The 26,992-nt window shown below is 67.7% G+C and carries 22 protein-coding genes; 17 read left to right on the top strand and 5 right to left on the bottom strand.

Going from position 1 to position 26,992, the window contains the following annotated elements; all coding sequences use genetic code 11:
* The first annotated feature begins 1 nt into the window (after position 1).
* The 13 genes from dnaE (at position 2) to rfbD (ending at position 13,064) form a co-directional block, all read left to right on the top strand.
* On the top strand, positions 2–3,529 hold the full coding sequence (gene dnaE / locus ACOGXA_RS06875) for a DNA polymerase III subunit alpha (protein ID WP_419926529.1): 3,528 nt from the start codon (positions 2–4) through the stop codon (positions 3,527–3,529).
* A 151-nt stretch (positions 3,530–3,680) separates the two neighbouring features.
* Positions 3,681–4,349: a hypothetical protein gene (locus ACOGXA_RS06870; protein ID WP_419926528.1), complete on the top strand. Its 669-nt coding sequence runs from the start codon at positions 3,681–3,683 to the stop codon at positions 4,347–4,349.
* Between the two features lie 88 nt (positions 4,350–4,437).
* The gene (locus ACOGXA_RS06865) at positions 4,438–4,998 is read left to right on the top strand and encodes a nitroreductase family protein (RefSeq protein ID WP_419926527.1); all 561 of its coding nucleotides are present in this window, start codon (positions 4,438–4,440) and stop codon (positions 4,996–4,998) included.
* Positions 4,995–5,486, top strand: coding sequence for a nuclear transport factor 2 family protein (locus ACOGXA_RS06860; protein ID WP_419926526.1), 492 nt, complete (start codon positions 4,995–4,997; stop codon positions 5,484–5,486). The genes ACOGXA_RS06865 and ACOGXA_RS06860 overlap by 4 nt, the downstream gene beginning before the upstream one ends.
* A 45-nt stretch (positions 5,487–5,531) precedes the next feature.
* The gene (locus tag ACOGXA_RS06855) at positions 5,532–5,921 is read left to right on the top strand and encodes a Zn-ribbon domain-containing OB-fold protein (protein ID WP_419926525.1); all 390 of its coding nucleotides are present in this window, start codon (positions 5,532–5,534) and stop codon (positions 5,919–5,921) included.
* A 79-nt stretch (positions 5,922–6,000) separates the two neighbouring features.
* Positions 6,001–7,203: a thiolase family protein gene (locus tag ACOGXA_RS06850; protein WP_419926524.1), complete on the top strand. Its 1,203-nt coding sequence runs from the start codon at positions 6,001–6,003 to the stop codon at positions 7,201–7,203.
* A gap of 45 nt (positions 7,204–7,248) precedes the next feature.
* Positions 7,249–8,319, top strand: coding sequence for a zinc-dependent alcohol dehydrogenase (locus ACOGXA_RS06845; protein WP_419926523.1), 1,071 nt, complete (start codon positions 7,249–7,251; stop codon positions 8,317–8,319).
* A 12-nt stretch (positions 8,320–8,331) separates the two neighbouring features.
* Positions 8,332–9,147: an SDR family NAD(P)-dependent oxidoreductase gene (locus ACOGXA_RS06840; RefSeq protein WP_419926522.1), complete on the top strand. Its 816-nt coding sequence runs from the start codon at positions 8,332–8,334 to the stop codon at positions 9,145–9,147.
* Positions 9,147–9,392 carry a NifU family protein gene (locus ACOGXA_RS06835; protein ID WP_419926521.1) on the top strand — a complete coding sequence of 82 codons (246 nt, stop codon included), beginning with the start codon at positions 9,147–9,149 and terminating at the stop codon, positions 9,390–9,392. Before ACOGXA_RS06840 ends, ACOGXA_RS06835 begins: the two co-directional genes overlap by 1 nt.
* A gap of 90 nt (positions 9,393–9,482) precedes the next feature.
* A complete protein-coding gene (locus ACOGXA_RS06830) occupies positions 9,483–10,589 on the top strand; it encodes a glucose-1-phosphate thymidylyltransferase (RefSeq protein WP_419926520.1) in 1,107 nt (368 codons plus the stop codon).
* 5 nt (positions 10,590–10,594) lie between these two features.
* Positions 10,595–11,155, top strand: a complete 561-nt coding sequence (locus ACOGXA_RS06825; RefSeq protein ID WP_419926519.1) for a dTDP-4-dehydrorhamnose 3,5-epimerase family protein — start codon at positions 10,595–10,597, stop codon at positions 11,153–11,155.
* Positions 11,156–11,225: 70 nt separating this feature from the next.
* Complete coding sequence (rfbB, locus tag ACOGXA_RS06820; protein ID WP_419926518.1) at positions 11,226–12,188, top strand: dTDP-glucose 4,6-dehydratase; 963 nt, start codon at positions 11,226–11,228, stop codon at positions 12,186–12,188.
* A gap of 30 nt (positions 12,189–12,218) precedes the next feature.
* Positions 12,219–13,064, top strand: coding sequence for a dTDP-4-dehydrorhamnose reductase (gene rfbD, locus ACOGXA_RS06815; RefSeq protein WP_419926517.1), 846 nt, complete (start codon positions 12,219–12,221; stop codon positions 13,062–13,064).
* Between the two features lie 75 nt (positions 13,065–13,139).
* On the opposite strand, the gene ACOGXA_RS06810 is transcribed toward rfbD, so the two are convergent.
* Entirely contained in the window at positions 13,140–16,058 is a 2,919-nt protein-coding gene (locus ACOGXA_RS06810) for a SpoIID/LytB domain-containing protein (RefSeq protein ID WP_419926516.1), read from the bottom strand.
* A gap of 319 nt (positions 16,059–16,377) precedes the next feature.
* Between ACOGXA_RS06810 and ACOGXA_RS06805 the strand changes: the two genes are divergently transcribed.
* From ACOGXA_RS06805 to ACOGXA_RS06790, 4 genes are read left to right on the top strand one after another with little or no spacing between them, the layout of a single operon-like run.
* Positions 16,378–19,356: a glycosyltransferase gene (locus ACOGXA_RS06805; RefSeq protein ID WP_419926515.1), complete on the top strand. Its 2,979-nt coding sequence runs from the start codon at positions 16,378–16,380 to the stop codon at positions 19,354–19,356.
* On the top strand, positions 19,349–20,176 hold the full coding sequence (locus tag ACOGXA_RS06800; RefSeq protein WP_419926514.1) for an ABC transporter permease: 828 nt from the start codon (positions 19,349–19,351) through the stop codon (positions 20,174–20,176). Before ACOGXA_RS06805 ends, ACOGXA_RS06800 begins: the two co-directional genes overlap by 8 nt.
* The gene (locus tag ACOGXA_RS06795; RefSeq protein WP_419926513.1) at positions 20,173–21,399 is read left to right on the top strand and encodes an ABC transporter ATP-binding protein; all 1,227 of its coding nucleotides are present in this window, start codon (positions 20,173–20,175) and stop codon (positions 21,397–21,399) included. Before ACOGXA_RS06800 ends, ACOGXA_RS06795 begins: the two co-directional genes overlap by 4 nt.
* Positions 21,400–21,414: 15 nt before the next feature.
* Positions 21,415–23,328, top strand: a complete 1,914-nt coding sequence (locus ACOGXA_RS06790) for a methyltransferase domain-containing protein (protein WP_419926512.1) — start codon at positions 21,415–21,417, stop codon at positions 23,326–23,328.
* A 6-nt stretch (positions 23,329–23,334) separates the two neighbouring features.
* On the opposite strand, the gene ACOGXA_RS06785 is transcribed toward ACOGXA_RS06790, so the two are convergent.
* The 4 genes from ACOGXA_RS06785 to ACOGXA_RS06770 are packed head-to-tail and all read right to left on the bottom strand — an operon-like array spanning position 23,335 to position 26,969.
* Positions 23,335–24,402: a glycosyltransferase gene (locus tag ACOGXA_RS06785; protein WP_419926511.1), complete on the bottom strand. Its 1,068-nt coding sequence runs from the start codon at positions 24,400–24,402 to the stop codon at positions 23,335–23,337.
* Positions 24,399–25,259 (bottom strand): hypothetical protein, encoded by an 861-nt coding sequence (locus tag ACOGXA_RS06780; protein ID WP_419926510.1) that lies wholly within the window; start codon positions 25,257–25,259, stop codon positions 24,399–24,401. Before ACOGXA_RS06780 ends, ACOGXA_RS06785 begins: the two co-directional genes overlap by 4 nt.
* Complete coding sequence (locus ACOGXA_RS06775; protein ID WP_419926509.1) at positions 25,252–25,578, bottom strand: hypothetical protein; 327 nt, start codon at positions 25,576–25,578, stop codon at positions 25,252–25,254. The genes ACOGXA_RS06780 and ACOGXA_RS06775 overlap by 8 nt, the downstream gene beginning before the upstream one ends.
* Entirely contained in the window at positions 25,575–26,969 is a 1,395-nt protein-coding gene (locus ACOGXA_RS06770; protein WP_419926508.1) for a glycosyltransferase family 2 protein, read from the bottom strand. Before ACOGXA_RS06770 ends, ACOGXA_RS06775 begins: the two co-directional genes overlap by 4 nt.
* Between the last annotated feature and the right edge of the window lie 23 nt (positions 26,970–26,992).

Raw genomic sequence — 26,992 nt, 5'->3', positions numbered from 1 at the left:
AGTGTCCGATTCCTTTACCCACCTCCACGTCCACACCGAGTACTCCATTCTCGACGGCGCCTCCCGGGTTGGTGACCTGGTCAAGGCGGCGGCTGCCGACGGGCAGCCCGCGCTGGGGATCACCGACCACGGCAACATGTACGGGGTCATCGACTTCTACCGGGCCTGCCGGGCCGAGGGCGTCAAGCCCATTATCGGCACGGAGGCCTACATGGCCCACGAGAACCGGTCGGAGCGCCCGCCCCGGCGGGGCAAGATGGACGACGGCGGGGGCAGCACCGAGGGAGGGGCCAAGCTCTACTACCACCTCACCCTTTTGGCCGAGGACAACGCCGGTTACAAGAACCTCATCCAGCTGTCCAGCCGGGCATTCCTCGAGGGCTACTACTACAAGCCCCGGCTGGACTGGGATCTGTTGGCCGAGCACAGCGATGGCCTGATTGCCACCACCGGCTGTCTGGGCGGGCACGTGCTCCAGTCCCTATTGCGCGACGAGTACGAGGAGGCGGTGGCCAAGGCGGCCCGCCTCCAGGACATCTTCGGCAAGGACAACCTGTTCGTGGAGATCCAGGATCACGGCATCCCCGAGCAGCAGAGGACCAACCCCGAGCTGCTTCGGCTGGCCGAGCAGATCGGCGCCCCCCTGCTGGCCACCAACGACAGCCACTACACCCATCGATCTGACGCCGAGGCCCACGACGCCCTGCTGTGCGTGCAGACCGGCTCGCTGGTCAGCGATCCCGACCGCCTGAGGTTCCACGGCAACGAGCACTATCTCAAGTCGTCCGCCGAGATGCGAGGCCTGTTCGCCGAGCTGGGCCCGGCCTGCGACAACACGCTGTGGATCGCCGAGCGCGCCGACGTGGAGATCGAGTTCGGCAATCCCCAGCTGCCCGACTTTCCCATCCCCGAGGGTTTCGAAACCGCCGACGACTACCTCCGGGAGCTGACCTTGAAAGGGGCTGAGTCCCGCTGGGGCCGCCCGCTCTCCGACGGGGCCGCCGACCGGCTGGCCTACGAGCTCAAGGTCATCTCCGACATGGGCTTCTCCTCCTACTTCCTCATCACCTGGGACTTGATCCGCTACGCCCGCGAGCGGGGCATCCGGGTGGGCCCGGGCCGGGGCAGCGCCGCGGGGTGCGCGGTGGCCTACTGCCTGCGGATCACCGACCTGGATCCCATTCGCTACGACCTGCTGTTCGAGCGGTTCCTCAACCCGTCGAGGGTGTCCATGCCCGACATCGACATGGACTTCGACTCCCGCTACCGGGACGAGATCATCCGCTACGCCACCGAGAAGTACGGCCGGGACCACGTGGCCCAGATCATCACCTTCTCCACCATCAAGGCCCGGGCCGCGGTGCGCGACAGCGCCCGGGTGCTGGACCTTCCCTATTCGCTGGGCGACAAGCTGGCCAAGGCCATGCCCCCGCTGGTGCTGGGCCGCGACACCCCGCTGTGGGCCTGTTTGGAACCGACCGAGGAGTACGCCGACGGATACAAGGCGGCGGCCGAACTGCGGGAGATGCGCGAGAGCGACGAGGACGCCCACAAGGTGATCGATGTGGCCCGCGGCCTAGAGGGCCTGCGCCGCCAGGACGGCATCCACGCCGCCGCGGTGGTGATCACCAAGGAGCCGCTTACCGAGCACCTCCCCATCCAGCGCAAGGCCTCACCGAACCAGAGCCTCGACGAGGTGCCCATCGTCACCCAGTATGAGATGCACGCGGTGGAAGACCTGGGCCTGCTGAAGATGGACTTCCTGGGCTTGCGGAACCTGGACGTCATCGAAGATGCGCTCGGGCTCATCGAGCAGTCCCTGGGCACTGCGATGGACATCGACAACGTATCGCTGGACGACTCGGCCACCTACGAGCTGCTGGCCCGGGGCGACACCATCGGGGTGTTCCAGCTGGAGAGCCCCCCGATTCGAGCGTTGATGCGATCCCTGAAGCCCACCTGCTTCGACGATGTGGCCGCCCTGGTGGCCCTGTATCGGCCCGGCCCGATGGCCGCCAACATGCACCACGACTACGCCGATCGCAAGAACGGCCGCCGGCCGGTGGAGTTCTTCCACGAGGACGCGTCCGACATCTTGGCCGACACCTACGGTCTTATGATCTACCAGGAGAGCGTCATGCGGGTGGCCCAGCGGTTCGCCGGCTATTCCCTGGCCGAGGCCGACAACCTCCGCAAGGCCTGCGGCAAGAAAGACCGCGAGCTGATGGCCAAGGAGCGGGACTCCTTCGTGGAGGGCTGCGATCAGCACGGCTACGGCACCGATCTGGGCACGGAGCTGTTCGACATCATCGAACAGTTCGCCGACTACGCCTTCAACAAGAGCCACTCCTATGGCTACGGCCTGATCGCATATCAGGGGGCCTACCTCAAGGCCAACTACCCGGTGGAGTACATGGCCGCCCTTTTGACCAGCGTGAAGAACAAGCTGGAGAAGGCGGCTGTGTACCTGGCCGACTGCCGCCAGCGGGGGATCAGGGTGACCCTGCCCGACGTGAACCTCTCCCATTCCGACTTCGCCGCCATCCGATCGCCCGGCGGCGAGCCGTCCATCTCCTTCGGGCTCTCCGCCATCCGCCAAGTGGGGGCGGGCGCGGCGCAGATGATTCTGGACGAGCGGGCCGAGAATGGCCCGTTCGCCGACTTCTACGACTTCTGCCAGCGGGTCGACCCGATGGTGCTGAACAAGGGGGTCGTGGAAGCCCTCGTCAAAGCGGGCAGTTTCGACTCGCTGGGCCACCCCCGCCAGGGGCTGCTCAACGTGTTCGAGCCGATCATGCGGCGAGGCATCCAGCAGCAGCGCGAGCGCGAGCAAGGGGTGATGAGCCTGTTCGACGAGGGCGCCCTCGATTCCGTCTACGAGGACATCGCCATCCCCGACACCGAGTTCGACAAGGCCCGCCGACTGGCCGCCGAGAGGGAGATGCTGGGGCTGTACGTGTCCGATCATCCGGTCATGGGCTTGGAGGGGGTGCTGGCCCGCAGGACCAGCCACCGGATCGACCAGCTTGTGGATGTCGAGGAGGGCACCCGGGTCAAGGTGGGCGGGGTTGTCAGCAACTTCAGCAAGAGGTGGACCAAGCGAGGCGACCAGATGGGGTCGTGCGAGCTAGAGGACCTCTACGGCAGCCTGGAGGTGACTCTGTTCCCCAAGGCCCTTGCCGAGCACGGCCACAAGATCGAGAACGATCTCGTGGTTGTCATGGAGGGGAGGCTGGAAAGCCGCGACGAAGAGCCCAAGCTTCTGTGCAGCCGAGTGGAGCCGGTGCGCCTCGACTGGGCCAACGGCCTGGGGCCCCTGCGGGTGAATCTCCCTGCTCGCAGGCTGACCCCCGATCGCATCGACGGCCTCAAGTCGGCTCTTGCCGGCCATCCCGGCAAGTCCGAGGTGATTCTCATGCTCGGCGCCGACAAGGGCATCAAGCTCTCCTCGGCCTATGGGGTGGACGCGGGAAGCGGTTTGATCGGCGAGCTGCGGGAGATGCTGGGCGAGAACGCCATCGCCGTGTAGCCCGACTAGCTGGCATTTTGCCGGGGGCAAGCCCATCGGTGAAACCCTTGTGTTCCTGCGGGTTTGCGCGCCTACCGGGGCGGTTGATGGACTATAGGGGTGCCCACGGGGGGATCTGTGGGAAAAAGCGAGCGAGGAGAGAGAGCAGCGCATGGCAATAGACGTCGAAACCAAGGACTGCACAGCGGTCACCGACGCTGAGCTGGCCGAGATGGCGGACATGTGTGCTGACGGCCCCAATCCGTTCTCGGTGGGGCTGCTCTCCAAGCAGACCGAGGAGTGGGTGCTGATCTCCACCGCCCGGGAGAACGGGAAGCTCCGAGGATTCTCCTTCTCCACGCTGGAGCGCATCGGCGGGACGCCGAGCGTGCTGGTGGGGCTGGCGTCGGTGGCCCGCACCTCTAAGCGCAGCACCGTTCTCCGCCAGATCACCGAGGCCCAGCTCCACCGGGCGCTGATGGCCTTCCCCGACGAAGACGTGCTGATGGGCACCCAGTTCGACAACCCCGGCGGGTTCGACACCTTCAAGCCCCTGGTGGACATCGTTCCCCGCCCGGGGCACAAGGCCTCCGGGGAGGAGCGGGCCTGGGGCCGCCGGCTGGCCAAACGGTTCCACATCAGCGCCTCCCGGTATCTCGACCGGGACTTCCGGGTGGTGGGCAACGACAACCAGGCCTGTCTGCTCGACTACGAGACGGCCAAGCCCGACAGCATCGCCCCCGAGGTGGTCGCCCTGTTCGACAAGGTGGACCGCGGCGGAGGCGACACCATGATCGCCTTCGGCTGGATCATGGCCGAGAACCTGCTCAAGTACGCCTGAACAAGCTGGCCGTAGACCCGGTGGCCGTGGGCCCGGTGGCTGTTGGGCCGCGCCTGCCATGAGCGGCTCACCTCCTACTCGGCGGCCGATGTGCCGCGACTTCCTCGCCGATCCGCTCCCCGATGGCTCAGTGGCCGAGCTGCTCGACCAGGCCCGGCGCTCACCGTCGGCGGGCAACACCCAGGCCGTGGAGTTCTGCGTGGTCTCCGACCCCGAGCAGTACTGGCGGCTGACCCTCACGCCCGAGCGCCGAGCCGAGTTCCCCTGGCCCGGTTTGCTGGCCGCACCCGTTCTGGTGGTGGTGCTCACCAACCCCGAGCGGTACCTCCGCCGCTACTCCGAGCCCGACAAGGCCCATACCGGCCTGGGCGACAGCGCCGAGGCCTGGCCGGTTCCCTACTGGTGGGTGGACGCCGGCATGGCAGTCCACAGTCTCCTGCTGGGAGCATCGGCAGCCGGCCTGGGCGCCTGCTTCTTCGGCGTTTTCGAACATGAGGCGGCCGTTGTCGAGGGCCTCAGCATCGCCAACGACCGCCGCATAGTGGGCACCGTGGCGCTGGGCTACCCGTCGTCAACTAGGCCCAGCCGCTCCGCGGCCCGCCCCAGGCGGCCATTGGACGAGATCATCTACTACGGTTCCCGGCCATGAACATGCCTGATCCCGTCGACCGCCTGGCCATCGAGGACACCATCGTCCGTTACACCATTGCCATTGACGAGAAGGACTGGGACCTCCTCGACACGGTATTCACCCCCGACGCCCATCTGGACTACTCCTCGTCGGCCCCCGGCGTGGACGACGCCAACGCCGACTATCCCACGGTCAAGCGCTGGCTTCAGACCGCGCTCTCCCTATTCCCCATGACCCAGCACATGGTGGGCAAGACCTACGTCCGCAGCTGGGACGGCGACACCGCCCAGTGTACGACGCTGTTCCACAACCCCATGGGCGCGCCGGTGGCCGACGACGGCAAGACCTTCGACCCCAACGGCGCCAAGCTGTTCATGTTCTACGTGGGCGGCTGGTACCACGACACCGTGACCCGCACCCCCGACGGTTTCCGCATCGCCAAAAAGGTCGAGCAGTCGGGCTACCACGATGGCGGATTCCCCCAGGGTTTCGGCGTCCCCGAGTAGCGGCGGTTGGGTCGGCGAAGGGGCCGCTGGGGTAGTCTGCCCGTCGTGCAGATCCCCCTGGTGGAATATCTCGTCTTGGACGACGGCCCCTATTTGCAGGCCAACGAGTGCGAAAGCTGCGGTGCCCGGTTCTTCGGCCGCCGCAACGCCTGTGCCCAGTGCGGGGGGCGGGAATTCAGAACCGCAAGGGTGAGCGACACGGGCACGCTGCGGACTTTCAGCATCGTGTACCGGGCTGCCCCCACCATCCCCACGCCCTACGTGTCGGCCATCGTCGTCACCGACGACGGCACCTCGGTTCGATCCAACCTCATCAATGTGGCATCCGATCCAGCCAAGATCACGCTGGGCATGAAGGTGAAGCTCGACACATATGTGGTGGGCACCGACGACGACGGCCAACAGGCCGTTGCCTTCGGGTACGCCCCGGCGTGACAATCTGACCCTAGGCTGATCCGACACAGGGATCGGCCAGGCCGACCACGAGACCCAACCAACCGACAGGAGGCCGAAAATGGCTCAAGACATCTGGGTTCTGGGAACGCACATGACGGCGTTCGGCCGCTACCCCGACCAGGATGCGGTGGACTTGGCCGCCACCGCGGCCTTGGGGGCGCTCGACGACGGCGGGGTGGCCATTTCCGACGTGGACATCCTGGCTTGCGGGACCCTGTTCCAGGCCAACTCCGGCATGGGCCAGCAGGTGCAGAAGCAGATCGGCCAGACCGGCATCCCCGTATACAACGTGGCCAACGCCTGCGCTACCGGGGCCACCGCCCTGCGCACGGTGATCATGGCCATTCGGGCCGGCGAGGCCGACGTGGGCTTGGCCATCGGCGTGGAGCAGATGGGCAAGATGGGCCTTCTGGCCGGCGGCGCCCGCAAGGAGAAGAACGTGTACGAGCCGTCGGGACGCTACGGCGCGGTCATGCCCGTTGACGGCATCTTGGGCACCGACACCATGCCCGGCGTGTTCGCCCAAGCCGGCATGGAGTACTCAAACGACAACGACGGGGTGGGCTTCGAGCAGTTTGCCAAGGTGGCCCAGAAGAACCACGCCCACTCCACCCTGAACCCCCTGGCCCAGTATCAGAAGGAGTTCACCCTGGAGGAGGTCATGGGCTCGCCCATGCAGTCGTACCCCAACACCCTGCTGATGTGCTGCCCCACCGGCGATGGCGCTGCCGCCTGCGTGTTGGTGGGGGAGGAGCGTTTCGCTTCGCTGAGCCGGGAGCAGCAGTCCCGGGCGGTGAAGATCTCCGCCTCGGTGCTGACCACCGACCCCTATGTGGAATCGGGGCAGATGCAGCCCGACGTGAACACCCTTACCCGCAACGCCGCCCAGGCCGCCTACGAGCAGGCCGGGGTGGGTCCCGAGGACCTCAGCCTGGTGGAGTTGCACGACTGTTTCGCCACCGCCGAGCTCATCCACTACGACAACCTGGGCTTGTGCGAGCCGGGCGGCGCGGGCGACTTCATCGACCGGGGCGCCCCGTGGCGCGACGGCGAGACCCCGGTGAACGTGTCCGGCGGGCTCATCTCCAAGGGCCATCCCATCGGGGCCACCGGTGTGGCCAATGTCTACGAGGTGGCCACCCACCTGCGGGGCGAGGCCGGCGATCGCCAGGTGGCCGGGGCCAACGTGGGCCTGGCCCATGTGATCGGCCTGGGGTCAAGCTGCGGTGTCCACATTCTGGAGAAGAGCGGGATCAGCTGATTCCGCGTTCGGCGGCCCGCGAGCTCCGGTAGGAAGGCGGCGATCATGAGCGGAACCTGTCGGGGAGTGGTGTTCAACGGCGACGGCACCTACGCCAAGCGCGACGACTTCGCCGTGCCCGAGCCGCCCCCGGGCGGCGGTGTGCTGAGAGTGGAAGCCGTGGGCATGTGCGGCAGCGACCTGGCCCAGCTCCACGGCCACCAGCACGTCCCGGGCGAGAAGTCCCCGCTGGTTCCCGGCCACGAGATTGTGGGCCGGGTACACGAGCTGGCCGATGGCGCCGACTTGGGGGTGGCAGTGGGCGACCGGGTGGCGGTAGACCTGAACGTGCGGGTGCCGCCCACCGAGGCCAACCCGTTCGGCCTGGGCAACCTGTACGGCTACACCATGGGCACAGACGACGACCACGGGCTGTGGGGCGGCTACGGGGAGTACATGGGATTGCTGCCCGGATCCCACCTCATGAAGCTGACCGAAGACGTTGACGCAGCCGAGCTGACCCTGTTCGAGCCGCTGGCCAGCGTGTGCAACTGGTTCAAGATGATGCCGGTGGCCGAGGGCGAGACCGTGGTGGTGCAGGGCCCGGGCCACATGGGGCTGGTGTGCGCGGCCGAGGCCAAGCGCCGGGGTGCCGAGACGGTGATCGTCACCGGGACCGATGCCGACGGGCTTCGCCTCGAGGTGGCCCGCGACGTGGGCGCCGATGTGACCATCGACGTGACCAAGACCGACCCCGTCGCGCTGGTGGCCGAGATAACCGGTGGGGCCATGGCCGACATGGCGGTCGATTTGGCCGCTGATACCGCCGCGACCGTCCCGTTGTGCCTCGATTTGGTGCGCCAAGGGGGCAAGGTGCTCTTGGCCGGGTTGAAGAACATGGCCCCGGTGGAGTTGACCAGCGATCTGATCGTGCTGAAGGGCCTAACCGTGCAGGGCGGTTCCGGATCCAGCCATGGCTCTATGGAGGAGGCGGTGGCCATCTTGAACACGGGGGAGTTCCCCACCGGCCCGCTGCTGGGCGAGGTGTTCGACATCGATCGGATCGACGAGGCCATGGCCATGCTCCAGCGCACCGCCGGCCGCGATGCGGTGCGGGTCGGGCTCAGGCACGGCTGAAGCCACAGGAGCATGGGCATCGAGATCGACCACTCGGGCAAGGTGGCGCTGGTCACCGGCTCGGGAGCGGGCATCGGCCGGGAGATCGCCCGGTGGATGGCCCGGGCCGGCGCCTCGGTGGCGGTGAACGACGTTCGGGCTGGTCAGGCCGAAGAGACGGTGGCCCGCATTGCCCGCGAGGGGGGCGATGCCGAAGCGTTCGCGGCTGATCTGCGGGACGATGCCGCCATCGACCGGCTGGTGGCCGATGTGGCGGCCTGGGGAGGGCGGCTGGACATCGCAGTCAACAATGTGGGGATGATGGCGGGGCGGGGGACCGCTCGGTTCGTGGACATGGACGGGGCGTTCTGGCGGGACATCGTCGACCAGAACTTGGTGCTCACCGCGCTGTGTGCCCGGGCCGAGGCCCTGGTGATGATGGGGCAGGGCGGCGGGGTCATCATCAACGTCAGCTCGGGAGAGACGACGCGGCCTTCGCCCATGATGTCGAGCTACGCCGCGGCCAAGGCGGCCATCAACCACCTGACCTGGTCGGCGGCGGTGGAGCTCGGCCCCCACAACATCCGGGTCAACGCCATTGCTCCCGGCACCACGCTCACCGAGGAGGTCAGAAGGGCCTTCCCGCCCGGCCACCACGATGCCATCGTGGCCGCCACCCCGCTGCGTCGGGAGACCCTGCCCGAGGAGTTGGGCCGACTGTCGGTGTATCTGGCCTCTGACCTGGCCCGCTGCATAACCGGCCAGCTCATTTTGGCCGACGCCGGTGCATTCTTGTCTCGAACCCGGCCCCCGAATCTCGGACAAGATGCCAGCCAGGAGACGCCGTGATGGATCAAGCCCTGTTAGACGAAGCCGTAGATGAATTGCGGGCGCTGGTGGCCCTCGACGGCGGTGACGTGGAGTTGCTGTCGGCGTCTGGCGGGGCTGTGGCCCTGCGCCTCATCCTCGAGGGCGCCGAGTGCCGCGAGTGCGTGATGCCCAAGGAGTTCCTGGAGCAGATCGCCTTGGACATGGTGAGCACTCGCCTGGCTGAGGTGGGCGCTGTTACCATCGACGACCCCCGAGAAGCCTGAGCGCGCCGTCGGCGACTGGCCGGGTGGGGTCGGCCGGGTCGAGTTGGCGGTGTCGCGGCGGCAGCGGGCGGGCCGTACACTGGCTGGCGCATGAAGGGGTTGATCTTGTCGGGGGGCGCGGGCACGAGGCTGCGCCCGCTGACCCACACTCGGGCCAAGCAGTTGGTGCCCATCGCCAACAAGCCGGTGCTGTTCTACGGCATAGAGGACATGGCCGCCGCGGGTATCACCGACATCGCCATCGTGGTGGGCGACACCCACCAGGAGATCGAAGACGCAGTGGGCGACGGGTCGCGCTTCGGGGTGACGGTGACCTACATCCGCCAAGACGCTCCATTGGGACTGGCCCACTGCGTACACGTCGCCCGCGGGTTTTTGGGCGATGACTGCTTCGTGATGTATCTGGGCGACAACATGCTGGAGCAGGGGCTCGGCGAGTTCGTCGAGCGGTTCGAGCAGGGGCGCCGACACCGCCCCAGCCTGCTGGACGACGCCGCCGCCGGGCCGTGCCGGGCCCAGATCCTGCTGACGCCGGTTCAGAACCCGTCGTCGTTCGGAGTTGCTGAGATCGGACCCGGCGGCGATGTGGTTAACCTGGTGGAAAAGCCCGCCGACCCGCCCTCAGACTTGGCGCTGGTGGGGGTGTACATCTTCGACGCCGCCATCCATGAGGCGGTGGCGTCTATCGAGCCATCGGCCCGGGGCGAACTGGAGATCACCGATGCCATTGACTGGCTCATCCGCAACGGCCATCGGGTGAGCCACCAGATGCTGGACGGCTGGTGGATCGACACCGGCAAGAAGGATCCGCTGTTGGAGTGCAACCGGCTGGTGCTCGACACTGTGGTCCGCAAGGTGGGCGGCGCGGTGGACGACGCCTCCCGGGTGGAGGGCAGGGTGGTGGTGGCCGAGGGCGCCAAGATCGTGAACTCCACGGTCAGGGGACCGGCGGTGATCGGCGCCGATGCCCGCATCGAGAACGCGTTCATCGGGCCGTACACCTCTGTCGGCGCCGACTGCGTGATCGCCGATGCCGAACTGGACCACTCGGTGGTGATGGACGGGAGCCATATCGCGGGCATCAGCCGCATCACCGACTCGCTGATCGGCCAGCAGGTGCGGGTATCCCGCTCGCCGGAGCGCCGCCCGGCTGTCCGGCTGACGCTGGGCGACCATTCGCAGCTACAGCTTGGGTAGGGAAAGTGGCCGAGGTAAGCCCCTGCGATGCGATCTCGGGCGTGTTCATCGTGTACCCCGACATCCACGGCGACCAGCGGGGGGTTTTCGTGGAGACCTACCGGCGGGAGTGGATCCCGGGCGCCGGGGAGATGGTCCAGGCCAATCGGGGCGACCGGCTGGCTGGCTCGGTGGTGGGCCTGCACTATCACCGCCAACAGGCCGACTACTGGTATGTGCCCTTCGGTCGGGCCCGCGTGGTGCTCCATGACCTTAGGTCGGGTTCGCCCTCCTGCGGGCGCACCATAGAGGTGCCCCTGGGCACCGAGTTCGACGGCGCCAACCGCCATCTCGGGGTGTACATCCCCCCTGGCGTGGCCCACGGGTTCGCGGCGCTGACCGATATGACCATCACCTACCTGGTTGACCGCTACTACAACCCGGCCGACGAACTGGGCGTGGCGTGGGACGACCCCGACATCGCAGCCGATTGGGGGGTGGAGAACCCGGTGCTGTCCGACCGGGACCGGGCAAACCCCCGACGGGCGGATATTCCCGACCATTTGAGGCCCCGGTGGGAGAGATGAGCCTGGCGGGCCGCGGCCATGGCGAACATTCCCGGAGCGTCCAGGCCTCGACTGAGGCTGGGGGCGTGGCGTGAGGCTGTTCATCACCGGGGGCGCGGGGTTCGTGGGCGCCAACTACGCCCGCTGGGTGATGTCCCACTCCGACGACGACATGGTGGTGTACGACGCCCTTACCTACGCCGGCAACCGGGACAACCTGCGGGATCTCGAGGGCGACCGCCGCCTGGTGTTCGTGAAGGGCGACGTGTGCGACCGCGAAGGGGTGGCCGAGGCCATGGCCGGCTGCGACGCCGTGGTCCACTTCGCGGCCGAGAGCCATGTGGACCGCTCCATCGTCAGCCCCGACGCCTTCGTTCGCACCAACTGCGGTGGCGTCAACGTGGTGTGCGACACCGCCCGGCGCCTGGAATTGGAAAAGGTGGTGTGCGTCTCCACCGACGAGGTGTACGGATCGATCGAGGCGGGTTCGTTCACCGAGGCCGACCGGCTGGCGCCCAGCTCGCCCTACTCGGCTTCCAAAGCCGGAGCCGACCTGATCGCGCTGGCCTATCGGAAGACGTTCGGACTGCCGGTGGCCGTTACCCGGTCGTCCAACAACTTCGGCCCTTACCAGCACCCGGAGAAGGTCATCCCCCTGTTCACCACCAACCTGCTGGACGGGCTGGCGGTGCCGTTGTACGGCGACGGCCAGAACGTGCGGGACTGGTGCCATGTGGAGGACAACTGCGCGGCCATTGACATGGTGCTGCGCCAGGGGCTGCCGGGGGAGGTCTACAACATCGGCGGGGGCAACGAGCTGGCCAACCGCGACCTGGCGGCCCGCCTGGTGGAGCTATGCGGGCAGGACGAGTCGCTCATCAGGCCAGTGGCCGACCGGCTGGGCCATGACCGGCGGTATTCGGTGGACACCGCCAAGATCCAGAGGCTGGGATGGCGGCCGGTCTGGGAGCTGGACGAGGCCCTGGCGGCCACCGTTTCCTGGTACCGGGACAACCGATGGTGGTGGGAACCGCTGAAGAAGGCCCTGCCATGATGGCGGCGGCACCGTGAGGGGGGCTGGCCGATGAGGGTGTTGGTTACCGGGGCCGGCGGGCAGCTGGGCCGTGACACGGTCGAGCGCTTCGCCGCTTCGGGCCACGAGGTGGTTGCTGCCGGGCGCCGGGAGCTGGACGTCACCCGTCGCGATCAGGTGCTGGGTGCCGTTGGCGGCATCGGCCCCGATGTTGTGGTCAACTGCGCGGCATACACCGCGGTGGACGCCTGCGAGACCGATGTCGGCCGGGCCTACCAGATCAACGCCCTGGCGGTGCGCCATGTGGCCGAGGCCGCCCGCCGGTTCGGCGCCCACCTGTGCCACATCTCCACCGACTACGTGTTCTCCGGCGATCAGTCCGAGCCCTACCACGAGTGGGATCGGCCCGATCCCCGGTCGGCCTACGGCACCAGCAAGCTGGCCGGCGAGCACGAGGCCAGCGGGGAGGCCACCGTGGTGCGAACCTCGTGGCTGTGCGGTCGCCACGGATCCAACATGGTGAGCACGGTGTTGCGGCTGGCTGCCGAGGGCGGGCCGATGCAGTTCGTGGACGACCAGCGGGGCATTCCGTCGTTCACCGCTGATGTGGCCGCGGTGATCGAACGGCTGTGCGCCGACCGCCGCCCGGGCGTGTACCACGTGACCAATCAGGGGCCGGTGTCCAGGTATGAGTTCGCCCGGGAGATCATGGCCGCCGCCGGTCGCGATCCCGACCGGGTGGCGCCCATCGCCACCGCAGAACTGCAACCGCCCCGCCCCGCGGCGCGCCCGGCCAACTCGGTTCTGGAGAACCGGGCGCTGGCTCTCGCCGGCCTAGACCTCCCCCCCGATTACAGGGTGCCGCTCAGAAGTCTGGTGGCCCTATTGCTGGGCTGACTCCCGGCGCCACCCACCCCCTCCCCCCGAAGGCGGGCGGTGTGTACGGTTTTCTTGGGAACGGGGGCCGCGGCGTCAATCTGGCTGGGCGTCGAGATGGGGTTGGCACTGGTCGAGGGCTTCTTTGTCGGGCTCCCCCAGAGTCTTGGGGCCCTGTATGCAGGCCAACCGCAAGAGCAGGGCGAACTCGCCGGGACTGTCGAGCGCCACACGCTCTAGGGCCCGCTGTCGGGCGGCGGCCTCCCTGCGAGTGCGGGGGAGGGAGCAGACGTCGGCTATGCCGTCGCCGTCGCTGTCGTGGGGGTAGGTGGTGGGTCCGCCCAGGCTGTAGTTCAGACAGAAGTCGGGGCCGTCTATGACCCCCGAGAAGTAGAGCCCGTCTCCGGTTTCGCCCGGCGATCCGTCGTTGCTGATGGGCGGCGCCGGGGCAGTGGACACGGGCGGGGGCGAACCGGTGTCAGCCGGCGCATTGGCCGAGCGCGTTCGGTGCTGCTGGCATTCGTCGGCCGGCTCTTTGTCGGGCTCGCCGAGGGTCTCGGGCACCGAGAGGCATTCCTCGGCCAGGTAGGCGCTGAAGCGTTCCCTGAATCCCGGCAGCATGGCCATATTCTCCAGGGTCTGCTGTCGGGCGGCGGCTTCCCGGCGGGTGCGGGGGAGGGAGCAGACGTCGGCTATGCCGTCGCCGTCGCTGTCGTGGGGGTAGGTGGTGGGTCCGCCCAGGCTGCGGTTCAAGCAGAAGTCGGGGCCGTCGATGATCCCCGAAAAGAACACGGCATCATCGCGCGGCGCCTCCCCTGGCGGGGCCGGCTGGGATGTGTCGGCGACGAGCGTGTCTACCGGGAGGCTGAATGCGAACTTGGTGGACAGCAGTTGTCCCTGCCCGCGCTCTCCGGCCGCGGTGTTGATCCGGCTCTGAAGCCGGCTGCCGGTGACGGTGACGGTGCGGGTGGTGCCCGTGATCCGTATGTCGGCCTTGTCCACCCGGCCCGACACCCCGGCGCCGCCGGAGATCTCCATGCTCTGAAGCTGGCCCACCGAGGTGTCGGGGTGGTCGTTCAGCCACTGGTTGAAGTCGCGCACCCCATAGGCGCGTTCCCAGGTGGCATGGGGGCTGTTTTGGGTGTCGAATTCGTCGGGCTTGGCCGGCAGGTAGGGGAGGTCGGCGTGGAACACGTAGCTGCTGCGCTCGCTGTGGCCGCCGTTGGAGGAGGAGTAGAACGCCCGAATCGGCGCCCCCTCGTAGAACAGCACTTGGCCCGCGGTGTTGGTCACCGCTTGGAGCCATGTTCCGGCGCTGGCGTGCTTCTCCCGGGTGTCGCCCACGAATGCCTGATCCCACACGGTGGAGTACAGGTCGAACGGCCTGGTCCACGAGGCTGACGCCCGCCGTTCCCGGAGCGTGGCGGTGGCATAGCTGCGAGCGGCGATGGCTTGGACTTCTTGGGCGATCAGCGGCCAGTCCAATGGCACCTCCGCGATGCCCCGCAGGTAGTCCTCCATGGCCATCGAATCGAGGACCACGTAGAACTCGGTGGGTGTCCCGCCGGTGGGAACCAAGTTGATGCGCCCGTGGGAGTAGGAGCGTCCGGTGTTGGAGACAGCCACCGAGGTGTCGGTGGCGAAGTGGAGTTGGGCGGTTTGCCCGGCGCAGCCTGCGCCGCAGACGTCGATGCCGCTGTGGACGATGTGCCAGTGGTTGCCATGGCGGGTGACGGCGACGGGGGTTCCCGCAGGTATCCGGATGTCGCCCTGGCCGTCGATGGTGATGCGGTTGGGGCCCCCGGGGGTCAGCGTGGTGCCGGCGGTGGTGGCCAGCAGAATGCGAATGGCATCCTCGGGGTACACCGGCTCGGGGGGCGGTCCGAGCTCCGGTTCGGGGATCCCGAAGATGGCGTTGTGGGGGTCGTTTAGGTATTTGTCGATGGTGAGGGAGTCGAGGGTGATGTGGAACCGGTTTGGGTCTTGGGCGGTGGTGGTGAGGTTGATGCGCCCGTGGGAGTAGGAGCGTCCGGTGTTGGATACGGCTACGGCGGTGTCGGTGGCGAAGTGGAGTTGGGCGGTTTGGCCGGCGCAGCCGTTGGGGCAGATGTCGATGCCGTTGTAGGCGATGTGCCAGCGGCCGTCGGCGCGGGTGAAGGTGATGGGGGTGCCCGCGGGGGGTCGGGTTGCGTCCTGGCCGTCGTGGGGTATGTCGGTGTTGTCGATGGTGACGCGGTTGAGGCCCTCGGGGGTGAGGGTGGTGGATTGGGCGGTGGCCAGCAAGACGAGCGGGGGAGTCTCGGGTGCCTCTTGTTGTGAGGCCGGATGGTTGTGGGGGTCGTTTAGGTATTTGTCGATGGTGAGGGAGTCGAGGGTGATGTGGAACCGGTTTGGGTCTTGGGCGGTGGTGGTGAGGTTGATGCGCCCGTGGGAGTAGGAGCGTCCGGTGTTGGATACGGCTACGGCGGTGTCGGTGGCGAAGTGGAGTTGGGCGGTTTGGCCGGCGCAGCCGTTGGGGCAGATGTCGATGCCGTTGTAGGCGATGTGCCAGCGGCCGTCGGCGCGGGTGAAGGTGATGGGGGTGCCCGCGGGGGGTCGGGTTGTTTCCTGGCCGTCGTGGGGTATGTCGGTGTTGTCGATGGTGATGCGGTTGAGGCCTCCGGGGGTGAGGGTGGTGGATTGGGCGGTGGCCAGCAAGACGAGAGCGGGATCTTCGGGCGAAGTCGGTGTCGGCGCCCGGACCGGGGTTGGCGCGGGCGTCGGCGTTGGCCTGGGGTCGGGGCCGCCCTCGGGACGCCCGTAGTTCTCGACCAGCTCGGCGCCCTCGTAGTAGTAGTTCAAGATGTCGGCGACGAGATGCCCGGCGAGGGCCCGGGAGTAGGTCCCCCACTGGCTCATGCCCACCCCGTGGCCCCAACCGCTTCCCGAGAAGGTGATCTCCGCGTCGGGGTCGACCACGAGCGCCGGCTCGGGATCGGAGCTGTCTTGGGCAAGAACCGGTGCTGAAATCAGCATCGAAGCCGCGATCGCCAGGGCCGACGAGGCGGCGAGTAGCAGAGATAAGCGAGGGCACCTCATCGGCGCCGGCCGCTGCCAGGGCATAGAACGTCCAAAACGGTTGGCCGCCCGCCCTGACATGCTCCCAGTTTCGCCCCCTCTCATCAAGTACCCCCCGCGGTGAAGCGCGGTCGCGGGGGCCAGCGGCGGTAGGCGGAATGGTTCGGCGGGTGAAAGCCGGTCCTCGGTGTCCGGGTAGGGTGTCGTAGTGGTCCGGCGCCTTCTTGAGCGAGTTCTGCCTCCGGGGACCCGTCGCCGAAGGCTGATCAGCGGGTTGATGGTGGTTGTTCGGGAGGGTCGCAGTGCCGCGGTCCGCACCCGAGACGAGTGGCAGCGGCGCCGGGCAGGGGCCAGGCATGAGCCCGGTCGGCAACCGGGACGGGAATCGTCGGCCCAGTCGTCGGGGTTCGCCTATCAAGACTGGTTCTGCCGCCTGCCGGCCGATCCCAGCATCTTGGCGGTTCAGCGCCAGTGGTTCGAGGAGTGGCCGCGCCCGCGGAGGGTTTGGGGGGTGGTGGTGGACGACGGGGGCGATGTGGCCGCCTCTGAGGCCTCGCTGCGAAACCAGTCGTGGGGGTTGGTGGAGGTGGTCAAGGCCGAACCGGGCGGATTGGCCGATGAGTTCACCCGACTGTCTCAGGAGCATCCCGACGACTTGGTGGTGATGCTGCGGGCCGGTGACCGGTTGCGGGCCGACGCCGCCTACCAGATGGCCCAGGCGGCGTGGCGGGATCCGTGGCTGGAGTTGGTGTACTGGGACGACGACCTCTCTGATCTGGCCGATGTGTGGGACTGGTACCTCGACGGCAGGCCCGAGGGCGTCTACTCCGGCAGCGATTTGGCCAAGATTGGCGACCCACGCATCAAACCGGGTTGGTCGCCCGACCTTCTGGGGTGCGCGAACTACATCGGACGGGCATTCGCGGTGCGGGCCCGGCGCCTTGGGCCGGAAACCGCGCTTCGCCATCAGGGCGCGGGATCCGATGACGACGCATTGTGGTGGGATGTGCTGCTGGGTTTGGATGTGGGCGAACAACAGGTGTGCCGCCTGCCGGCGGTGTTGCAGGCCCTGAGCCGCCGGTGCGATCAAGTCGAGCCCCACCACCGGGAACTGGTGGACCGCTGGCTGGCCCGCCATCGCTGGCCTGCCAGAGCCGAGGCCGGGCCCAACGGCATCCACTTGACGTGGTCGCCGGATCGCACCGCCCAGGTCAGCGTCATCATCGCCAGCCGCCACAACCGAGAGATGCTGGCCGGTGCGCTGGCCCTGATCCGATCGGCGGGCCATCTTGGGCTGGAGCTGGTCATCGCGGACAACGGCGGGCGCAGCGAGGAGAACGAGGGGTGGTACGAGGCCCATGCTGCCGATCTGTCGCCCCAGATCATCTGGTGGGACGAGCCGTTCAACTACTCGGCGGTCAACAACCGGGCCGCGGCCCAGGCTACCGGCGACGTGCTGGTGTTCTTGAACGACGACACCTCGCCCGGTCACCCCCAGTGGCTCCACAACATCATTGGCTGGGCCCAACGCCCCGAGATCGGGGTGGCCGGGCTCCAGCTCATCGACGACGACGGTCTCATCCAGCACGGCGGGGTGGTCATCGGGATGACCGGTTTGGCCGGGCACCTGTTCCAGGGCATGGCACCGCACTCCGACAGCCTGCTCGGGTCGACAGACTGGACTCGAAACACAGTGTCGGTCACCGGGGCCTGCCTCGCGGTGCGCCGGGCGGTGTTCGAGGAGGTCGGGGGGTTCGACGAGCGCCTGGAGCTGTGCGGCAGCGATGTGGTGCTCGGGTTGCGGGCCCGGCAGGCCGGGTACCGCAATGTGGTCTCCCCAGCCACCCCTATCACCCACAAGGAGGCGGCCACCCGAGGCGCGCATGTGCCCGAAGGCGACGTGTTCGCCAGCTATTGGCCATACCAGCGGTGGCTGATGGGCGGTGACCCCTATTTCTCCCCGAACCTCAGCGCGGCCCATCCCGAGCCGGTGCTGCACTGCGAGGAGGAGCCGGGGGTGCTCAAGCAGCTCGCCCAGATGCTGGGGCGTCAAATGGAGGTCTTCTACCAGCGCAACGAGGCGGGGGAGGCCCACGCCCTGGCGCTGGTCTCCAAAGCCGACCGAGGCCTGGCCGAAGCGGTACGCCAAGGCCACCGGGCGGTTGGACGGCGCCGGGAGGTGGGAACGGTCAACTGGTTCGTGCCCGAGTTCCAGAACCCGTTCTACGGCGGCATCCACACCGTGTTCCGCCTGGCCGACCACCTCGCCGCCCATCACGGGGTGGAGAACCGGTTCATGGTGATGGCGGGCCCGGTGGACCACGACGAGCGGTGGTATCGGTCGGGGATCTCCGCGGCCTTCGCCTCGCTGGCCGACAGCCCCATCGCCTATCACGACTCATTCGCCTTCGATCCCGGCGAGGTGCCTCCGGCCGACGCGGCCATTGCCACCATGTGGACCACTGCCTACTTCGCGGCCCGCACTCCCGGCCAGGTCCGCCGCTTCTATCTCATCCAGGACTTCGAGCCCATGTTCTACCCGGCGGGCACGCTGTATGCCTTGGCCGAGCACAGCTACCGATTGGGACTCTACGGACTGTGCAACACCGGGCATCTGGCCGACATGTACCAGGATGGCTACGACGGGGTAGCCCGCCATTTCTGGCCCGCGGTGGACGGCTCGGTCTTCCACGCCCGCGGCCGCATCGAGCCCGACCCCGACCGCCCGGTGACCGTGTTCATCTATGCCCGCCCCGGCCATCTGCGCAACTGCTGGGAGCTGGCCGCCCGGGCCGTGCGCCTGGTGAAGGACGAATTGGCCGACGGCGTGCGCATCGTGACCGCCGGGTCGTGGGCCTTCCCCGAGCACATGGACGCCCTCATCACCCACATGGGCCAGCTCGACTACCGGGAGACCGGACCGCTGTACCGCACCTGCGACATCGGAGTGGCCCTCACCACCTCCGAGCACCCCTCCTATCTGCCGTTGGAGCTGATGGCCTGCGGCGCCGCGGTGGTTTCGTTCGAGAACCCGGCCGGCGACTGGCTGCTGCGCCACGACCACAACTGCATGCAATCGCCTCAGACCGCCGACGGGCTGGCCGCCGAGATCGTGGCCCTGGCCCGAGACCCCGACCGCCGCCGGCGGTTGGCCGAGCAGGGCCTGGCCGACATCGCCGCCCGCCACGCCCGCTGGGATCAGAACCTGGCCGGCGTGTACGACTACCTGTGCGATCCCGAGCCCGGCCATGACTGAGATGACCAGCCGGGGCGGTGTTCTCGAGATCTGGGGCTACCGCGAGCTGATCGGTCGGCTGGTGCAGCGGGAGCTGGGGGCGCGCTACAAGCGGTCGGTGCTGGGCTGGCTGTGGTCGATGCTCAATCCGGCGGCCACGCTGGCCATCTACGCCCTGGTTTTCGGGGTGCTGCTGAAGTTCGACCCCCCTCGGGCGGGCAACGGGCGCTTCGACAACTTCGCCCTCTACCTGTTCTGCGCGCTGGTCATGTGGAACGCCTTCCACGGAGTGATCACCGGGGCGATGAGCTCGCTGCTGGATCTCGGCTCGCTTCTGGGCAAGGTGTACTTCCCGCCGGAGGCGCCCGCGGTCGCCGCCCTTTTGACGGTGCTGTTCCAGGCGGGCATAGAGGCGTCGATCCTCATGCTGATCCTCATCTGCCTGGCCAACGTGAGCTGGACATTCCTGCTGTGGCCGGTGCTGCTGGTGCTGCTGGCGGTGTTCGCTCTGGGCATCGGACTGGTGCTGAGCGTGTGGAACGTGCGCTATCGCGACGTGGGCTACCTGGCCACCATCGCCTTGCAGTTCCTCTTCTACGTGACCCCGATCGTCTACCCGCTGTCGCTCATCCCCGAGCGGGCCATGGGGCTGCCGGTGCGCGACATCATCCGGCTGAACCCCTTGTCCCAGTTCACCGAGGCTTCCCGAGAGCTGCTGTACGGGCTGGACTGGCCCGGTGTACTTCGATTGGGGCTTATGGCCCTGATCTCGCTGGCAGTGGGCACAGCCGGCTGGCTGGTGTTCAAAGCCCGAACCCGCGACATCGCCGAGGAGCTATGAGCGAGAACGCCGTGGTCGTAGACGGCGTGTCCAAGCGCTTTCGTCTGACCACCGACCGGCCGCTCAGCCTGAAGGAGGCGTGGACCGGTATGCGGCCCGGTTCGGGCCGCCGGTTCCGCCGGGTGCGCAGCGAGCCGTTCTGGGCCCTTCGAGACGTCAGCCTGGCGGTGCCCCGGGGCTCGATGTACGGGCTGGTCGGCCGCAACGGGTCGGGCAAGTCCAGCCTGCTGCGGATCATGGCCGGCATCTACCGCCCCACCGAGGGCCGGGTCGAGGTCCAAGGCCGGACATCGGCCCTATTGGAGCTGGGGGCGGGGTTCCATCCCGCGCTGAGCGGGCGCGAGAACATCTACCTCAACGCCTCGGTGCTCGGGGTGCCCAAATCCCAGATCGACGAGCGGGTGGATCGGATCGTGCAGTTCGCGGGCCTCGAGGAGTTCATCGACAGCCCGGTGAAGATCTACTCCAGCGGCATGTATGTGCGGCTGGGCTTCGCGGTGGCCGTCCACGTCGATCCCGAGATCCTCATCGTCGACGAGGTGGTGGCCGTGGGCGACGAGGAGTTCCAGCTCCGCTGCTTCAGCCATCTTGAGGCGCTGCGGGCCCAGGGGGTGACCATCGTGCTGGTCAGCCACGACCTGGGGATGCTGCGGGCCAACTGCGATCAGATGGCGTGGCTGAACCGGGGGCTGGTGGCCGCGGTGGGCGAGCCGCAGGAAGTGATCAACGCCTACCTCGATACCATCGACACCGAGGCGGCGGCCTCAGTGGGCCATCGGCCCCGCCCCGCCGGCGAGGGGACAAGCCCGCTGGCCATCACCGATCTGGAGTTCTATGACGAAGCCGGTCACCGGCCCAAGACCTTTGCATCCGGCGACCCGCTGATCGTGCGCATCCACTACCTCGCCTCCGAGCCGATAGATGACCCGGTGTTCTCGCTCGGCTTCTACGACCACAACAATCTCCATCTGGCCGGTCCCCGCTCCCATGTCGGCGGGTTCCGCCCCGGAAAGCTGGACGGAGGGGGGTGGGTGGAGTTCCGCCTGCCCCGCATCCCGTTCCGCTCGGGAGCGTTTCATGTCAATGCCGCCGTGCAGGATTCTGATGCCTCCTTCCTCTACGACCGCCGGGCCCGGGAATTCTGGCTGCAAGTCTCCGGAGAGCCCGACCCCGGGGCCAACGGGCTGTTGAACCTGGACGGCGACTGGCGGGCCGGGTGCTGAGCTTGGGGTGCACCGGTGGGCCCTGAGCCCCGCCCGGTCACCTCGATCGGCGGCTCGCTGCCCTATGCCGACGGGGCCGAGGCTGAGCTGCTGGCCTTGTTCCGGTCGGTCGATGACCGCCGAGTTGGGTCGGATGAGCTGGCCGCGGCGATTCGAGATTGGCCCACCGCCTATCACCTGGCCCCGGAGCGGGCCGTCCTTTTGGCTCCGCTGGCCATCAGCCCCGATGACCGAGTGCTGGACGTCGGGGCGGGCTCGGGGGTCAACACCCGGATCTGCGCCGACTTGGGGGCTGCGGTGACCGCGGTGGAGGCCAGCGCGGCCCGAGCGGAGCTGATCGCCCACCGCTGCGCCGGGCTTGGAGGCGTCGAGGTCTTGTGCGGCCCGCTCGAAGGGCTGGGGGCCGACCGTCGAGAGGCCTTCGACGTCGTGCTGTTGGTGGGGGTGCTGGAGTATGCCGGGACCAGCCCGGGCGGAGGCGATGGGCCCTATGCGCTCCTCGAGCAGGTGGTGGATGCCCTGGCCCCGGGCGGGGTGGTGGTGCTGGCCATCGAAAATCGCCTGGGACTCAAGTATCTGCTGGGATTTCCCGAAGACCATTTGGGCCTGCCCTGGGCGGGTTTGGAGGGCTACCGCGACGGCGAGCCGACCACTTGGTCTCGACGGGAGCTGGCCCAGATGCTGGCTGACGCCGGATTGGCCGCCCAGAAATGGCTGTATCCGTTTCCCGACTACAAGCTGCCCGCCGCGGTGCTGGCCGAGGAGATATACCACCAGCCCGGCGGGGTCGACATGGTGGACCAATTGGTGGGCCACCCCGCAAGCAGCGAGTACTCCCGCCCGGTGCTGGTCGCCGATGACCGGGCCGCCCACATAGGGCTGCTGGAGGCGGGCCTGGGGCCTGACGTGGCCAATTCCTTCCTGGTTGTGGCTGGCCGGCATCCCGACGCGGTGGCGGAGCGGGTTGATCCGGCGGTGCTGGCGTGGCGGGTGGCGCCTGACCGCCGACGGCGCTGGAGCCAGCAAGCAGCGGTGGTCAACTCGAATCAGGGTTTGACCATGAGACGCCGCCTGACGGCCGATGATCGAGCCGGCGATTTTGAAGGGTGGCTCGGGCAAGTTGAGGTGGGCGAGGAGCCCTATGTCGTAGGCCGCAATCTCGAGCAATGCCTGCTGGAGCGCGCCCGCCAAGGCGACGGCGACGGGATAGCCGGGCTGTTGCGGGCCTGGCGGGCGGAATTGGCTGCTCACGAGACGCCGGTTGGCTCGGTTTCAGCGCCCCACCCCTATCTGCCGGCCGATGCCGCCCGGGTGCTGCCTCCCGAGTGGCTGGATGTGGGGCCCGACAACTTCGTGGTGACTGCGGACGGTCTTGTGTTCGTGGACCGGGAATGGGTGGCCGCCGGCGGGGTGGATGCTCGGCTGGCCGTGGTCAGAGGGCTTTGGAAAGCAGCGTCGGCCATGTTGAGGGCCCGCTGTCATCTGCCCTGGCCGGTCACCTGGAGCAACGACCGCCTGGTGGCTCACTTGGGCAGCTTGGTGGGCGAGGACATCGAAGGCGAGCTGATGGAACAGTGGCGGCAGGCCGAGGAGGATTTGATTCGCCGGGTCTACCGCCAGCCCGCAGTTCGATTGGCGGAACTGCACGATGCCGGAAACCGCTCCCGGATGGATCTCCTGGGGTCGCCGCTGGCCCCGTACCGGCGCATGGAGCACTTGGTCCACCGCCAGCAGGAGCTGATCGCCGAGCTCACCGGCCCCCGCCAGATGTCTGCGGACTTGGAGCAGGCCCAAGCCCGCCTGGCCCGAGCCGAGGCGGAGTTGGGGCAACAGCGGGCAGAGCTGGCTGCGGCTCAGGCCCGCCTGGCCCGGGTGGCCTGGCGGGAGCGGATCCACAACAAGATCGGCGGGCTGATTCGACGAAGTTGACTACTCCTAGAGCAAGTCCTTCAGGGCGGTCCACATCTGCTCGCGGGTGACTGAGATATCGAATCGCTGGGCCGATTCAATGCCTTGGTCGCGCAGACACTGGTTGAGCCGGCCGTCGCCCAGCACCCGGTGCAGGGCCAGGGCCATGGTCAGCGGCCGCTTGTCTTTGAGCACGATGCCGGAGTCGCCGACCGTTTCGGCCACCGCGGCCGCGTCATAGGCCACCACCGGCAGGCCGCTGGCCATGGCTTCCACCAGGGGTACCCCGAAACCCTCGTGTTCTGACGCGCAGGCGAACACATCCGACGTCTGATACCAATGCAACAAGCCTTGATTGGAGACTTTGCCGGCGAAAACCACCCGATCATGAACATCGAGCCGCCGGGCGAGGTATCTCAGGGATTGCAGGTATCGGGGCGGGGAGGCGTCGCCCACCAGCACTAGCCGCGACCGGGGCCGGAACCGGGAAAGGACGGCGAAGGCGGCGATGAGGTCGTGCTGGCACTTGTTGGGCACCAGCCGCCCCACGAACAGCACGGTCCCGCCGTCCTCAGATGCCGCCGAGCCATCAGATGCCGCCCCGTTGTTTTGAGCAGCTCGGGCTGTGGCGCCGGACATCTGCCACAGCACGGGTGAAACCACCACGTCGTCGATGCCCAAGTCTCTGAGCTCTTGAGCGTTGTACTCGGAGTCGGCGATGCCCCGAACAGTGAGGGCTGCCAATTGGCCTAGTTGCTGGCGTCCCCGCTCAACGCTCTTGGCCAACTCCGGCTGCCAGGCGCCGAAGAATCTCGAGGGTGTGATGTTGTGGTAATTCAACACGATCGGGATATTGCGCCGGATCACCTGCTGGGCAACCTCCGAGCCGATGGAGTGCTGGAGTATCGCCATCCGGCCATCGGCCTTCCATTTCTCGATGGAGACGGTGCCCCTGGCTGACCGGGTTTTGCGCTCGACCACGATGCGAACTCGCATTCCCCTGTCCTCGATGAGTTCTCGAATCAGACGGGTGTGGTTGCTAGTGGCGTCCCCCGAGGCCATCTGCGGAACCAAAATGTCGACAGCAGGGCTCATGGCTGGCTTTGGACGGAGTCGCGCGACGGGCTTGTCGAGCGGTCGGCCACGACGATCTCCGTTATGCGGGTGTCAGAGCAGGGCACTAGGCGGGCGTTGAAGCCGGCCCGCTCCAAGAGGTGCCGCCACGAGGTCGGCGAGATGCCCAGCCCTGATCCCAGTTCCGAATCGACTCGGCCCCGGTTTGTCGGATCGGCCACCGCCACGATGATCCGGCCGTTATCGCCGAGCTTCCGACCGGCTTCGTGGATCACCCCCAACAGGTCGCTCACCGGCAGCTTCTCCACGAATCCCGCCAGAATGATCGTGCCGAATCCCTCATCGTCGGCCTCGACCATGGCGCCCTCCCCCCCAGAGAGCACCAGGCAAGGCCCCGGGCCCGCCAAACCGGCCACGCAAGCCACCACGGCGGGTGAAAGCTCAGGGGGGTCGTCCAGCCAGTCCGAGGCCGACTGGCCAGAGAGAGCCACCGGATGGCCGGCGGCGGCCTCCAGTTTTCCAAGGCGGGCTTCGAGGCTGCGCAGGTGCCGCATGAGCATTTCGGCAAACACGTTGAACTGGTCGGTCAAGAACCGGACATACCAGTAGGCCAGTTTGCGGATCACCCATTTGATGCCGCGCAATCCCCGACGCGATCCGATGGGCACCTGTGGATCGAGCACGGCCAGTCTCGCGGTCTGGTCCAAGGGAGGGCCGTCGCCGTCAACAGGAGCCTCAGTAGGGGCGACGTCGGCCCATGTCTGCTCGATCTCGAGTTCGAACTGGGCCAGGGAGCGGTCGCCGCGGCGCTGCTTCTCGGCTTCAGCCTCGATGGCCGCGCCGACCCCTTCGGCATCCGAGAGGTCGGGTCTAGGCATCTGGGAGCGGTCTTCGGGCGATTCGCCGAGCGAGCCGGATGATGGCCGGACGGTTCAGGTCAACGCGCAGGCGGAGGATCTCGGCGTCCCGCTCCGCGATTCGGGTGTCCCGCTCCGCGATTCGGGTGTCCCGCTCGGCGACGCGGTCCTTCCACTCCGCGATGCGGGCGTCCCGCTCGGCCACCTGGTCTTCCAGTTCGGCGACCCGGTCGCGAAGATACTGGCATTGAACCTCGGCCCCGAGGGCTTGATCTCGCAGGCGAAGAATCTCGTGGCGGAGCTGCTCGCGGTCCTCGCCATCGATCAGGTCGGGGGTCATGGGTGAATCCTAGGAGGGATTCCCAGCCGGTATTCATGGATCTGAGACTCATGCATCCTCGATTGGATCACCGGGCCGCGGGAGGGCCATGACGCATCGGGATCAACTGGGCCGAGGTGGTCGGCGTTGCGGTTCTTGTGGTCCGGTTCGTCGGGCCTGTGGTAGCCGGGGTGGTACCACGGATCGTCCACTTCGCCCCATCGATAGATGAATCTGCCCCATTCCCACGGCTCGATAACCCGCTCTCGGCTGGCGCTCTCATGGTGGACCAGCACCGCAGCGGGCTCGACCACCACTCGGAATCCCGATCGGCGCAACCGCAGGCACAGGTCGATATCGCCATAGGAGACGGGATACTCCTGGGACAGGCCGCCGACGGCCAGAAGATCGGGTCGGCGAGCCAGCAGACAGGCGCCGGTCACGCCGATTGTGTCGCGGGCCACATCGCCGCCGTGGGCGGCTGTATCGGCCAGCTCGTGGTTCTGAAAGGCGTGAAGGGGGTGGGCGCCGTCGATCACCATGCCCACGTGCTGCACCGTCCGGTTGGGATAGAGCAGTGCGGCGCCCACCGCGCCCACGGTGGGATCCTGGAGGTGTGCGGCCATGCGGCCCAGCCAGTCGGTCGTCTCGGCCTCGATGTCGTCGTTGAACAGCAGCACGAGCTCGCCCCGGCTGGCCAAAAGGCCGCAGTTGACGGCTTTGGAGAAGTCGAAAGGCCCGGCGCCGCGGTGTGCGACCTGCACCGGCAGGCCGTCAGCCTGTGTAGGCAGGTCGCCCTGGTATTCATCGCCGATCACCACGATTGCCTCCAACGGCGGGGGGTCGAGAAGCGCGAGCGTCTCCAGGCAGCGGGCCAGCATCGGGGCGGTTGACCCCGGAAGGGAGCGCCCAGCGCTGGGGATGATGATCGACGTGCTGGCCTGGCCCGGGCCAAAGGCGCTCCGGCGGCGAGTGGCGGGCCGGGGGCCGGGCTCGAACCGGGGGTCGTCGGCCACGAGTTCTGCCGGGGGGCCGGCTGGACCAGCGTGGCGGGTGAGCACGCTCGGGACATGGAGAACCACTGCGTTGGATTCGGCCAATCGGCGTTCCACTTCCTGGGGGCCGCCCGCCGGGTCGAACTGTGGCCAGTTCGCCCGGACGGCGAGGGGCAGGCACACGCCCGGCTCGGATTGCACCCTGGTGGGCGACCACGCCGGCCGGGCTTGACGCCGATCACCCACCATGATGTCCCAGTAGATTGCGACCGCCTGGGGGTGTTCGGCCATTGCTGCCAGGATCTCTTGGCCAGCCCTGGGCTCGAGCTGGGCGTCGCCGGGCAGATGTACAGCTATGTCGTCGGGGTCGAGGCCGATGTCGGGTGAACCTGGGGCGATGACTTTGAGCGCGGCCATGAAGCTAGATCGATGCTACCGGT

It is taken from the genome of Candidatus Poriferisocius sp. (genome assembly GCF_965208475.1).
GTDB lineage: Bacteria > Actinomycetota > Acidimicrobiia > Acidimicrobiales > Bin134 > Poriferisocius.
This window is presented reverse-complemented; position numbering and strand designations above follow the sequence as displayed.